Source organism: Myxococcales bacterium, from assembly GCA_022184915.1.
Lineage (GTDB): Bacteria > Myxococcota_A > Polyangia > Fen-1088 > Fen-1088 > JAGTJU01.
In genome coordinates this window covers 76,319-89,002 of the sequence record JAGTJU010000006.1, presented here as the reverse complement: position 1 = coordinate 89,002, position 12,684 = coordinate 76,319, and the positions used below count along the sequence as shown (strand labels likewise).

Sequence of the window (12,684 nt, the reverse complement as noted above, 5' to 3'; positions counted from 1 at the left end):
CCGAGCGAGCGGCCTTCGTCAAGGGCCGGGCCCATCACGCGTTGCGGGCTAGGCCCGGACCAGCGTGCCCGCGCCTTTTTCCGTGAACAGCTCCACCACCACGCTATGCGCCGCACGACCGTCCACGACGTGCACGGCGGGCACGCCCCCCTCGAGGGCGTTCAGGATGGCCTGAGCCTTCACCTGCATGCCGCCCTTGACGCTCGCACCCTCCTGAAGCCGCGCGCGAAGCTCGGCGCCGGTGAGCTCGCTTATCAGGTTACCCGCTTCGTCCAGGATGCCCGGCACGTCGGTGACGAAGATCAGCTTCTGCGCTTTCGTGGCCACCGCGATCGCAGCCGCGGCCACGTCGGCGTTGATGTTGTAGCTGGCCCCGTCGGAGCCAAGGCCCACGGGCGAGATCACGGGGAGGAAATTGCGCGTCGCAAACATGTCGAGGATCTCGGCGTTGACCGATTCGATCTCGCCCACGAAGCCCAGATCACGCTTGCCCGGTGCGGGAGCGAGCTTGCGCGCCTGAAGCAAGCGCGCGTCCTTGCCCGAAAGCCCCACCGCCGTGGCCCCCAGGGTATTGAGAAGCCCCACGATCTCCGTGTTGACCCGCCCCGTGAGCACCATCTCGACGATGCGCACGTCTTCTTCGCCGGTGATACGTTGACCCTCGAAGAACTCCGTGGTCTGCCCCATCTTGTCGAGGGTCCGCGTGATCTCTGGCCCGCCGCCGTGAACGATCGTGGGCCGCAGGCCCGCCGCCTGAAGCAGCACCATGTCCTGGGCGAAGCTGCGCTTGAGCTGCGGGTCAATCATGGCCGCGCCGCCGTACTTGATGACCGCGCGCTTGCCCGAGAACTTTTGGATGTAGCGAAGCGCTTCCACCACCAACGTGCGCTTTTCGGCAAGCGATTCGCGGGCGGCGTCAGAGAGAGTGGAGTCGACGGTCGTAATCGTGCTCATGGCTGGTGTCCCACCAAGGTGTCGAGGGCCGTGCTTTCGGGCCATCCGAACATGAGGTTCGCGTTCTGCAGGGCCTGGCCCGCGGCCCCTTTGACGAGGTTGTCGATGGCCCCGAAGGCCACCACGATCTTGCGCTCGAGGTCGGCGCGCACACCCATCACCACCCGGTTCGTTCCCACCACGGCGTGCAAGGTCACCGCCTCGGGCTCGGTCACGTGCAGGAAGGGGCGTCCCGCCGCGAAGCTTTGCAGCGCTGCCTCCGCCGCCTTCGTGGCATCAGCTCCCACGCCATCGGCGAGGCGCCCGTAGGCCGTGGCCAAGATCCCGCGGCGCACGGGCAGAAGGTGCGCCGTGAACGTCACCTTCACGTCGGGCACACCCCCGAGGGCCAGGATGCGATCGATCTCGGGCGCATGCTGATGCTTGAGCACGCGATAAGCCCGGAAGTCGTCCGCAACCTCGGAAAACGACATCGCCTCGGTGCCCTTGCGGCCCGCCCCGGTGGTCCCGCTCTTGGCGTCAATGATGACCCCCGTGGGCTCCACGATGCCTGCCCTCAGCAAGGGCAAGAGCGGCAAGGACGACGCCGTAGGATAGCAGCCCGGGTTCGAGACTAGCTTGGCCTGCCGCAGCTGCTCCGCGTTCTTCACCAAGGTCACCTCGGGCAGGGAGTAAACGGCCTGGGAGAGCAACGCCGGCGCGTGATGCTCGAAGCCGTACCACCGGGGATAGGCCTCGGCCGCCAGACGAAACCCGCCCGACAGGTCCACCACGCGCGCGCCAGCCGCCAGCACCTTCGGCGCAAGCTCGATCGAGACCTCGGGCGGCGTGCACAAAAACACCAGCTCCACGTCACCGAAGCGCCCGAGCCCATCCTCCTGGCTGATGCAGACCAGGGACGAAAGCGACGGGCCGAGCGGGCTCATCTCGCCCAGCGTTTTTCCAGCCCAGCGATCGGTGGTGGCCCACGCCACGGAGAATCCAGGGTGACGCGACAGCAGGCGCACCAGTTCCATACCGGAATAGCCGGAAACCCCAACGATGCCCGTCTTGATCTGCGCCGTGGCCATGGCGCACCTTATCTAACAGGCGCCTCCCCGGTTGCAACCACGACGTGCGGTTGCACCGAGGCCTACGCACGGTCCGCCTCAGCCCCCCTGCCCCGTGTGACCAAAACCGCCCGCCCCGCGGGCCGTCTCGGACAAGGCCGCAGGGTCGTCTTCCACGACCACCTCGGCCTGCGCCACGGGCGCCACCACGAGCTGCGCCACCCGATCGCCGAGCGCGATGGTGTGCGGCTCTCGCCCCAGATTCACGAGCAGCACCCGAAGCTCCCCTCGGTAGTCGCTGTCGATCGTCCCGGGGGCGTTCACCACCGTGACCCCGCGTTGGCTCGCAAGCCCCGAGCGCGGCCTCACCTGCCCCTCAAAGCCCGAGGGAAGCTCGATGGCCCAGCCCGTAGGCACCGCCAGGCGCTCACCAGGAGCAAGCACGAGGGGCGCCTCGGAGGCAGAGGACAGATCCATGCCCGCGGCCCCGGCCGTCATGTACCGGGGCACGCGTGCGTGGGGCGACAGCCGCGCGAAGCGGACGAGAGGTGCCGTTCGCGGGGCCGTCATCAACTGCCTCTCGCTCAAGCGTCGGCGCGGCTCGCCAGAACCTCGTCCGGGTTCTTTCCGAGCGCTTCTTTGCGCGACAGGCGAATCTTGCCTGTCTGGTGATCGATGGCGATCACCTTCACCAACATCTGATCGCCTTCGCGGCAGATATCGGTCACCGCCCGCACGCGATCGGCGTCGAGCTCGCTGATGTGCACGAGACCATCGGTTCCAGGCAAGACCTCCACGAACGCACCGAAGTCGACGATGCGCTTCACCGTGCCCATGTAGTACTCACCCACCTCGGGTTCGGCCGTGAGACCCTTGATGATGTCGATCGCCTTCTTCGCGGCGATGGCGTCGGGCGAAGCGACGTGAACGGTGCCGTCGTCCTCGACGTCGATGGCCACACCGGTCTCGGCGATGATGCCCCGGATGGTCTTGCCACCCGGACCGATGATGTCGCGCACCTGCTCCGGGCGCACCCGCAAGGTGGTGATCCGCGGCGCGAACTGGTTCAGCTCCGAGCGCGAGGACGAAAGCGCCTCGGCCATCTTCGACAGGATGTGGAAGCGCCCCTCTTTCGCCTGGCTGAGCGCCTTCTCGAGGATCTCACGCGAAAGCCCCTCGATCTTGATGTCCATCTGGATGGCCGTTACGCCGTCCTTGGTGCCGCAGACCTTGAAGTCCATGTCACCCAGGTGGTCTTCGTCGCCCAGGATGTCGGACAACACCGCCACGCGCTCACCCTCCTTGATGAGGCCCATCGCGATGCCCGCTACGGGCGTCTTCAGGGGCACGCCCGCGTCCATGAGCGAAAGCGAGCCGCCGCAGACCGAAGCCATGGACGAGCTGCCGTTCGACTCGAGGATCTCGGAGACGATGCGGATGACGTAGGGGAAGCTCTTTTCGTCGGGCAGCACCTGCGCGATCGCCCGTTCCGCGAGGTGACCGTGGCCGATCTCGCGTCGGCTTGCGCCCCGCAGCGGCTTCGTCTCACCCGTGGAGAAGGGAGGGAAGTTGTAGTGCAGCATGAAGCGCTTCTCGATGTTGTCGACAAGCCCATCGATGAACTGCACGTCCTGCTTCGTGCCCAGCGTGGTCGTCACGAGAGACTGCGTCTCGCCGCGGGTAAAGAGAGCCGAGCCGTGCGTACGTGGCAGAACGCCTGCCTCGCAGGTGACCGCGCGGATGTCGGCAGTTCGGCGGCCATCGATGCGCAGGCTCGTGTCCAGCACCAGGTTGCGCAGGTGCTTCTTCTTTGCCTTCTCGACCGCTTCTTTGATCTCGCCATCCCGCTCGGGGAACTCGGAGGCCAGAGCGCCGAGCGTTTCGGTTGAAACGGCCTCGAGCGCACCGTAGCGCTGCTGCTTCTCGCGGATGGCCATGGCCGCCTGGATCTTCGGGTTGGCGAAGGCCAACACCTTTTCCACGAGCACCGGGTCCGCCTGAGGGGGCAGGAAGACGCGCTTGTCTTTGCCCACCGCCGCACGAAGCTTTTCCTGAAGGTCGATGAGGGGCTGGGCCGCACCGTGCGCGAACATCAGGGAGTCGACCAGGAGCGCCTCGGAGATCTCCTTCGCGCCACCTTCGACCATCACGATGGCGTCGCGGCTCGCGGCCACGACGAAGTCGAGCTCGCTCCTCTCGCGCTCGGCGAACGTGGGGTTCACCACGAACTTTCCGTCGACCCGGCCCACGCGCACACCGGCGTAGGGACCCGCCCAGGGAATGCTGGACAGATGGAGAGACGCCGACGCGCCAGTCATCGCCAGCACATCCGTGGGGTTTTCGCGATCGGTGGACACCACCATCGCGATGACCTGGGTGTCGAAACGCCAGCCCTTGGGAAATAACGGACGGCTCGGGCGATCGATGAGCCGCGAGGTGAGGATTTCCACCTCGGTGAGCCGCCCCTCGCGCTTGAAGTACCCGCCCGGGATCTTTCCCGCGGCGGAGGTCTTCTCGAGGTAATCGACGGTCAGCGGCATGAAGTCGATGCCGGGGCGAACGGACTTCGCCGCCACCGCGGTCACGAGCACCATCGACTCGCCGTAGCGAATCAGCACCGAGCCATCGGCCTGCTTGGCCATGCGGCCGGTCTCGATGGAGAGCTCCTTGCCGCCAAAATCTACGCCTTCTCGAATGAACATGTCGTCAGCTCCTGGAGTCGGACCCCGAAGGCGTTGCTCCCTTGTCTCGGCGTTCCCACAAGCCCGCACCCGCACGGATGCCACGGCCCATCGAACCGACGGGAAAAAGGACGAACGCACATCCCCGGGGTCGGGTTGATGTCGCGCGAACACACGGCGTACGCCGGCACGAACCGGCGACCGGCCCTATGCCGATCGCCCGTGCCCAGCCCGTATGCGAAACCGCGCGCGTGAGTGAAAATGAAGGGAGGGCCGGCCAAAGACCGACCCCAAAGCCAGCTGGACCGCTTACTTGCGGATCCCGAGACTTTGAATGAGCACGCGGTAGCGCTCGACGTCTTCGCCGCGCAAGAAGTCGAGCAGCCGCCTACGGCGCCCGACGAGCTTGAGCAGACCACGGCGCGAGTGGTGGTCTTTTTTGTGGGTGCGGAAGTGCTCGGTCAAGTGGTTGATGCGCTCGGAAAGCAACGCAATCTGCACCTCGGGCGAGCCGGTGTCGACCGGGGCTCGCTGATACTTTTTTACAACTTCCGCCTTACGGACTGATGCCAAAGCCATGAATCACGCTCTCGTTGGTTTGATGTGCCGATTTTTTGGGGGTCAAATGTTCTACGAAAAGTTCACTCAGTCAACCGCCGCGCGCCTGCCTGTGGACGTTTTCGCGCGTCAATACGCCGCCTTGGGCAAAAAGGCCCGGCCGGCGCCCCCGCCGGGCACGCCCCGGGGCTCATACCACCTCCGGGTTGAAGACGCGATGGAAAGACGCCATCCCATCGACGGCGCGCGACGCCACCGCCACCAGGGACCCGTCCGGGCGAAGCAAAGCCACGTGCCCGTGGCCGAGCGCTCCCTCCGGGTCCACCTCGCTCCAGGGCAGCTTCTGCCCCTTCGTAACGCGATCGACCAAGGTCGCCGTGAGCGCGACCTGGGCATGATGACGAAGAGCCTCGGCGAGTGACACGCTGGGCAACGATTCGGAGGCCTCGGCACGGGCCTCGAGCTCCGCGAGCGTCATCGCCTGCGCAAGAGAAAACGGCCCGGACAGGGTGCGACGGAGCCCCACCAGATGAGCGCACGTTCCCAAAGCGTTGCCCAGGTCCGAAGCCAGCACCCGCACGTAGGTGCCCTTCGAGCACCGCACCGAGAAGCCAACGACGTCAGGAGGCTCGAACCTTTGGAGGACGAGCTCGAAGATCGTGAGCGCACGCGGTTGACGCTCGATCTCCTGACCCTCGCGTGCGTAGGCATAAAGCGGCTTGCCCTGATGCTTGAGGGCCGCGTACATGGGGGGCACCTGATGTTGCGGGCCCACAAAACGAGCCAACGTAGCCTCGATCTCGCCTGCGGAGAGCGGCGGCACGGCCCGTGTGTGCAGCACCTGCCCTTCCGCATCGAGTGTATCGGTGTGCACACCCAGCTTCATGACGGCCTCGTAGGCCTTGTCGGCATCCAGAAGAAACGGCGCGAGCTTCGTGGCCTCTCCCACGCACACCGGCAACACGCCGGTCGCCATGGGATCCAAGGTCCCGCCATGGCCGATTCGCTTCGGGTCAGGCATGCCCCGCCCTCCGGCCGCACGGTACCTCCGAAGCAGGCGGGCCACGGACTTGACCACTGCAAAGGAGGTCAGGCCGAGCGGCTTGTCGATCACCAAAACGGGCATACGCGGTGCGCGACTCGACCCTACGGTTTGCGCCCGGGGTCCGACGGCGGCCCGGGGGGCACGCCCTGGGAAGACTCGTCCTCGGCGCGCTCGCCTTCGGTGTTCTCGCGTTCGGCGCGCTCGCGTTCGGCGTTCTCGCGGGCGATGTCGTGCAGTGCCCGCTCCACCCGGGCCTCACTCTCGAACACGCGATCCACCTCGAACGACACGGTAGGCGTGAACTTGAGCCGCAGACGGCTCCCGATCTTGCGTCGCCACAAACCGCTCGCCTTGTTCAACGCCTCCCGAACCCCGGCGAGCGTGGCCTCGTCGGCCCCGTAGACCATGAACAGGGCCCGTGCCTGACGCAGATCGCCCGTGACTTTGACGTGGGTCACCGTGATGATGCCAGCCTGCCAGACCCGGGGATCCTTGACCTCTTGGCGTATCAAGGCGTCGCCTATCGCCAGCTTGATTTCTTCAGCAATGCGCTGTTCGCGACCCGATGCCATGATTTACTCGTAACGGAATCCCAAATCGTTTTCGGCCAGCGGCTGATGACGAACCTGAAGCTCGCGCTCAACGCTGGTCACCTCCGCCTCGGCCCGCACGAGGCGAATCACTTCGTCGAGGCACTGCCCCACGAAGCGTGACTCGTTCCCCACCAGCGAGACACCAATCACGCCCTTTTGCCAAACGTCCTGGTCCGAAACCTCGGCGATGGACACGTTGAACCGGGCTCGCACCTTGTCCTTCAGACGCCGCACCACCATCCGCTTTTCCTTGAGAGAATGGCTGTGCGGCACGAAGAACGTCAGCCGCGCAATTCCGACCACCACGGTCAGGTCTGCGCCGGCGCCCCGATCGGAGCGTCGAGCGAAGCGGCGATCTGCTCGATCTCGAACGACTCGATCACGTCGCCGTCCTTGAGGTCATTGTAGCCATCGATGCTGAGGCCACACTCGTATCCCTTGTCGACCTCGTTCACGTCGTCCTTGAAGCGGCGAAGCGAGCCGAGTCGTCCGGTGTAGATGACCACCGAGTCGCGCACCAAGCGCACCTGGTTGCGACGGTGAATCTTGCCCTCGGTCACCATGCAGCCTGCAACCGCCCCCACCTTGGGGATGGTGAACACCTGGCGAACCGTGGCCTTGCCCATGAGCTTCTCGCGCTCCACCGGCTCGAGCATGCCCACCATGGCCTTCTTCACGTCGTCGATGGCGTCGTAGATGACCTGGTACGTCTTGATGTCCACGCCCTCTTGCTCAGCCAAGGATTGCGACTTGCCCGCAGGGCGCACGTTGAAGCCGATGACGATGGCGGAGGAGGCCTTGGCCAAGGTCACGTCGGACTCGGTGATGCCACCCACCCCGCTCGAGATCACGTTCACGCCGACGGTGGGTGTGGAAAGCTTCGTGAGAGCCGCCGAGAGCGCCTCCGCCGAACCTTGCACGTCCGCCTTGAGGACGATCTTGACCTCCTTGACCTCGCCTTCGCGAATCTTGTCGAGGATGTTCTCCAGGGAGACGCCCCGTGGGGCCGAAGCCGCCGCGTCACGGCTGCGGCGTGTCTCCCGGCGATGCTCGAGGATCTGCTTGGCCAGCTTCTCGTCGGACACCACGTTGAAGGTATCGCCCGCCTCGGGAACCCCGTCGATGCCCAGGATCTCTACCGGGGTGGAGGGGCCTGCCTGCGCCACGGGCTTGCCGTGGTCATCCATCATGGCGCGCACCTTACCCGAGAAGATACCCGCCACGACGAGGTCGCCCGCGCGCAGCGTTCCCGACTCGACCAACACCGAGGAGATGGGGCCGCGGTTGCGGTCCAACCGGGCCTCGACGATGTGCCCCCGCGCCGCCTTCTTGGGGTTCGCCTTGAGCTCGAGCAACTCCGATTGCAGAGCCAGCATTTCGAGCAGCTTGTCGATGCCCTGCTTGGTCTTCGCCGAAACGTCGACGTAGATGGTTTGGCCGCCGAACTCCTCGGGAACCAAGCCGTGCTCCATCATCTTGTTCCGGATCTGGCCGGGGTTGGCGTCAGGTTTGTCTATCTTGTTGACCGCCACGACCAGCGGCACTTCCGCCGCTTTTGCGTGATTGATGGCCTCAACGGTTTGCGGCATGGGTCCGTCATCGGCCGCAACCACGAGCACGACGATGTCGGTCATCTTGGCACCGCGGGCACGCATGGCGGTGAACGCCTCGTGGCCCGGTGTATCCAGGAACGTGACGTCACCCTGCGCAGAGTGAACCTTGTAAGCGCCAATGTGCTGCGTGATGCCGCCCGCTTCGCCTTCGGCCACGTTCGCTTTGCGAATGGCATCGAGCAAGGAGGTTTTGCCGTGGTCGACGTGGCCCATGATGGTGACCACAGGGGCTCGCGGCTCGAGATCCTCTGGCGCGTCCACTTCCTCCGAGCCCAGCATGTCTTCCTCACGGAAGGACTTCGACTCGACCTGCCAGCCGAACTCGTTGGCAATGAGCATCGCCGTGTCGAGATCGATGCTCTGGTTGATGTTGATGCCCATCATGCCCAAAGCCCACAGGCGCTTGACCACCTCGTTGCCTTTGATGCCCATTTCGCGGGCGAGGTCCGAGACGGTGATGCTCTCCGCCATCCGCACGACGCGCTTGTGTTCTGCCGGCGTGGTGATTTGGGTCTGTTTGACCTTCTTGCCAGCGGCCACTTGGCGCTTGCGAGGGGGAGGCCCGAGGTTACGGCCCCCAGGCCCGCCGGGGCCACCCGGAGGCCGTCCCCCGAAGCGGTTTTGCCCAGGAGGCAAGCGCCCGATCACGCCCCGACCCAAACGGCGAAGCTCTTCGTCGCGGTCGCGGATCTCGACGCGGGGCACGCTGTTGTTTTCGCCCCGGCCGGGCAGCTGGATGAACTGACCCGTTGCCGCCGAGCCCGTCACGACGGGCTGAGGAATCTGGCGGAAGCGCGGACGCGGCTCGGTGCCATCGGCCGAGGGCGGTGTACCGGGATTCGGCAACGCGCGAATCTCCATGACCGGCGGAGGTCCCTGAGCGGGCGCCGGTGGCGCTGGGGGGGCCGCCGGTGGGGGAGCCGCCGGCGGGGCCGCTGGTGGCTCCCCGGCCAAGGGAGCTGCGGGCGCGGCCACCACGGCAGGAGGCGCCGCGGGCTCGCGCACGGGGGGCGCTTCGGGTTCCGGAGGTGCGGGGGCGGGTGCCGGGGCGGCTGCCACCACCACGGGGACAGGCTCTGGGGCCGGTGGCTCGGGTTCGGGCGCCGGTGGCGCCTCCACGGCCTTGATGGGTTCGGGAGGGGGGGGAGGCGGAGGCGCGGGGGGCGGAGGCAGAACCTCGGGCGCCGGGCGGGCAGCCACGACGGGCGGGGGTGGCTCAGGCGGGGCCTCGACCACGGGGGGTTCGGGCCGAACCTCGTTCACGCGGGCAGCGGCGGCACGCGCACCGGCTGCCGAGGGCGCCGTAGCGTTGCGCGAGCGGCGCCGAATGACCGTCGTGTCGAGGCGAACCTCTTCAAGACTTTCCTGGCGCTCGCGGATGAGGTTGCGTCGGATCCGATCGGCATCCACCAACTCGAGCACCGACATATGGTTGGACACTTGAATCCCCATGGCTTGGACTTTGTTGACAAAGTCTTTGTTGGGAATGCCCAGTTCTTTGGCTAATTCGTAAACCCTCATGCTCTCTCAGGCTCGTCGGCGGGGTCTCGAGGTTCCGATCTGGCTCTCGAGACCGCAGTCAGTGTTCTTTTGTTCTTCTAATACAGAGCCGGGCCGATCAGATAGCCGGTTCAATACCAAGTTGCGATAAAAGTTCGATCTCGGAAGGCACCTGCACGGCGCTCCGCAGCGCACGTGGGAACGCACGGGTCTTCAACGCGGCTCGCACACACGGCGTGGACGGGCAAATCCAGGCCCCTCGCCCGGGCTGGTTCCTGCGTCGATCGCTCTGGAGCTGTCCGTTGGCGGTGACCACGAAGCGCGAAAGTCCGTGAGCAGACATGGCCTTCTTGCACCCCACGCACGTACGCGTGGGGCCCTGGGACTCAGCTGACTCAAGTCGTTCGACCATACCCTTCGCGATCGCCACCTCAGACCCAGGCACCCTCAAGGATGCCCGTGAGCCGAATCGGTCCCCTCGGCTCCTTCGGGAGCAGACATGCCGGCCTCGTTCGCTTCGGCTTCGGCTTCGGCCGCGGCGCGTTCCGCGGCGCGTCGCGCGGCCTCTTCGGCATCGCGCTTGCGCTCGATCTCGGCCGCGCGGGCTGCCTGCGCCTTCAATGCCGCAATTTGCGTCGAGTCGTCGCCAATCACGTGGGCCAGCTCGGACGGCTGCGCCGCCGCGATCTCGGCGGCAGAGCGCCATCCGTCGCGGAAGAGAGCCTCGGCCAGCTCTGCACCCACCCCTTCGATGGCCCCCAGAGAAGCCCGAGACTTGGCCTCGGACTCACGAACCTTCGATTCGGAGTGGATGTCGATGCGCCAGCCCGTCAGCTGGCTGGCGAGACGCACGTTTTGGCCTTTCTTTCCGATGGCCAGCGACAGCCGGTCGTCCGGCACCACGAGCTCCATCGTGTGAGACGCCGCATCGATGAGCACGCGCGAGACCTCGGCGGGCGCAATCGCGTTGCACACGAAGCGCGCAGGGTCAGCGTCCCAAGGCACGATGTCGATCTTTTCGCCGCGCAGTTCCTGAACCACGGCCTGAACACGCGAGCCCTTCATGCCCACGCAAGCGCCCACGGCGTCCACGTCGCGGTCCCGCGAGGACACGGCGATCTTCGACCGGGCCCCAGGCTCCCGCGCGGAGGCCTCGATGCGCACGATCTGTTCGAAGATCTCCGGAACTTCCATCTCGAAGAGCTTCTCGAGCAAGCCCTTGTGACCCCGGGACACGATGATCTGGGGTCCCCTCGCCTGCTTGTCGATGTCGAGCACGTACGTGACGATGCGGTCACCCACGCGGTAGGACTCGCGAGGAACCTGTTCACGCACCGGCAAAACGGCCTCGGCCCCCCCGAGGTCGATCACGATGTTGCCTCGCTCGAAGCGGCGGACGATCCCCGAGATGAGCTCGCCCTTTTTGTCGCGGTACTGGTTGAAGACGTTGTCACGCTCGGCTTCGCGCACACGCTGCAGGATGACCTGCTTCGCCGTTTGCGCGGCGATACGCCCGAACGTCTTCCACGCCCGGTTGAGCTTGAGAAGCCCGCTGTACTTCGCGTCTTGATCTTCGGCGCGGCGCTGGTCCCGCTCGCTGTAGAAGATCTGGAAGAGCAACTCGTCGCCCACTTCGGCGTTCAGCCCGAAGCGCTCCGCCTCTTCGAGAGAGATCTCCTTGCCGGGCTGGGAAACCGGATCCGCCACCACGATGATCTGGAACAGGTCCACTTGGCCCAGTTCCTCGTTGAACTTGGCTTCCAGCTCGCGATCGTCGCCGAAAGCACGCTTTCCGGCCATCAAAATGGCTTGCTCGAGTGCCTCGACCAGAATCTCCCGATCGATGTTCTTGTCCTTGGAAACCTGGTCGAGGACCAGGCCCAGTCCGGAACCTTCACTCATGAGGCGCTCCTTCCGTCTTGCGGTCGTCGGGGCGGAGCTTCGGATTTCCGAAACTCCTCGGCCCAGTCGGGTACGAGATGCGCCTTCGCAACTTCCGCGAGGGGCACCCGGCACGCCAGGCCGTCACAATCGATAAGCACGACGTCACCTTCGACGCCGCGCAGCATCCCACTGAAATTGCGCCGCCCCTCCACCATCTGATGGGTGCGGACCTTGGCCCGCTTCCCCGTGAATCGTTGAAAGTCGGCTGCGCGCCGAAGGGGACGCTCGATTCCGGGCGAACTGACTTCCAACCGATAAGCGTGTTGAATGAGCTGAGAGACGTCGAGAGCGGCCGAGAGGTCTCGGCTGACGCGCTCGCACTCACCATGGCCCACGTAGCGGGGGCGAAAGAGGTCGCTCTCCTCGCCGGGGGCGCTGGCGCTCACCGCTGGGCCCGCACCTTCCGATGCCACGGCGGGGCCGGAAGTGGACGCGGATTCCGGCAAAAAGGGCCCGGGGGACCAGGGAAAATCGATGAAGACCCGCAGCACGAACCCCTCAGGCTCCCGCCCAAACTCCAGCTCCACGAGCTCCAGGCCGGCGTCCCTCACATACGGTTCCGCGAGGTTCCAAATATTTGCGAAGGTAGGTTTCATCGGCGTTCGGGGCGTCAGAAAAGCGACCGTTTGGGTGGCGAGTTGGATTGGGGTCTCCGGTCAGGGTGCGGTGTCTGCGGATTTTGGACAAAAAAAAGGCGGGCTGTCGGCGCCCGCCCTGGAGTCTGAAGGGTGTGCCTTGTGAGGTAAG

General features: G+C 65.7%; 12 protein-coding genes. All 12 read right to left on the bottom strand.

From position 1 onward, the window contains the following. Window positions 1-48 precede the first annotated feature (48 nt). The 12 genes from argB to KA712_21450 all read right to left on the bottom strand — a co-directional run bounded on the left by argB (window position 49) and on the right by KA712_21450 (window position 12,533). On the bottom strand, window positions 49-954 hold the full coding sequence (gene argB / locus KA712_21505; GenBank protein MCG5055544.1) for an acetylglutamate kinase: 906 nt from the start codon (window positions 952-954) through the stop codon (window positions 49-51). Further along, the gene (gene argC / locus KA712_21500; GenBank protein ID MCG5055543.1) at window positions 951-2,024 is read right to left on the bottom strand and encodes an N-acetyl-gamma-glutamyl-phosphate reductase; all 1,074 of its coding nucleotides are present in this window, start codon (window positions 2,022-2,024) and stop codon (window positions 951-953) included. The genes argB and argC overlap by 4 nt, the downstream gene beginning before the upstream one ends. Before the next feature lie 78 nt (window positions 2,025-2,102). Then, on the bottom strand, window positions 2,103-2,573 hold the full coding sequence (dut, locus tag KA712_21495; protein ID MCG5055542.1) for a dUTP diphosphatase: 471 nt from the start codon (window positions 2,571-2,573) through the stop codon (window positions 2,103-2,105). Window positions 2,574-2,587: 14 nt separating this feature from the next. After that, entirely contained in the window at window positions 2,588-4,705 is a 2,118-nt protein-coding gene (gene pnp, locus KA712_21490) for a polyribonucleotide nucleotidyltransferase (protein MCG5055541.1), read from the bottom strand. Between the two features lie 288 nt (window positions 4,706-4,993). After that, window positions 4,994-5,263 carry a 30S ribosomal protein S15 gene (rpsO, locus tag KA712_21485; GenBank protein ID MCG5055540.1) on the bottom strand — a complete coding sequence of 90 codons (270 nt, stop codon included), beginning with the start codon at window positions 5,261-5,263 and terminating at the stop codon, window positions 4,994-4,996. Between the two features lie 169 nt (window positions 5,264-5,432). Next, window positions 5,433-6,368 (bottom strand): tRNA pseudouridine(55) synthase TruB, encoded by a 936-nt coding sequence (gene truB, locus KA712_21480; protein MCG5055539.1) that lies wholly within the window; start codon window positions 6,366-6,368, stop codon window positions 5,433-5,435. Between the two features lie 20 nt (window positions 6,369-6,388). Next, window positions 6,389-6,859, bottom strand: coding sequence for a 30S ribosome-binding factor RbfA (rbfA, locus tag KA712_21475; GenBank protein MCG5055538.1), 471 nt, complete (start codon window positions 6,857-6,859; stop codon window positions 6,389-6,391). A 3-nt stretch (window positions 6,860-6,862) separates the two neighbouring features. Beyond that, window positions 6,863-7,186, bottom strand: coding sequence for a DUF503 domain-containing protein (locus KA712_21470; GenBank protein MCG5055537.1), 324 nt, complete (start codon window positions 7,184-7,186; stop codon window positions 6,863-6,865). A gap of 2 nt (window positions 7,187-7,188) precedes the next feature. Continuing rightward, a complete protein-coding gene (gene infB / locus KA712_21465; GenBank protein MCG5055536.1) occupies window positions 7,189-10,014 on the bottom strand; it encodes a translation initiation factor IF-2 in 2,826 nt (941 codons plus the stop codon). A gap of 97 nt (window positions 10,015-10,111) precedes the next feature. Next, a complete protein-coding gene (locus KA712_21460; GenBank protein MCG5055535.1) occupies window positions 10,112-10,336 on the bottom strand; it encodes a YlxR family protein in 225 nt (74 codons plus the stop codon). A gap of 104 nt (window positions 10,337-10,440) precedes the next feature. Then, the gene (nusA, locus tag KA712_21455) at window positions 10,441-11,895 is read right to left on the bottom strand and encodes a transcription termination factor NusA (GenBank protein ID MCG5055534.1); all 1,455 of its coding nucleotides are present in this window, start codon (window positions 11,893-11,895) and stop codon (window positions 10,441-10,443) included. Continuing rightward, window positions 11,892-12,533, bottom strand: a complete 642-nt coding sequence (locus KA712_21450; GenBank protein ID MCG5055533.1) for a ribosome maturation factor RimP — start codon at window positions 12,531-12,533, stop codon at window positions 11,892-11,894. Before KA712_21450 ends, nusA begins: the two co-directional genes overlap by 4 nt. Between the last annotated feature and the right edge of the window lie 151 nt (window positions 12,534-12,684).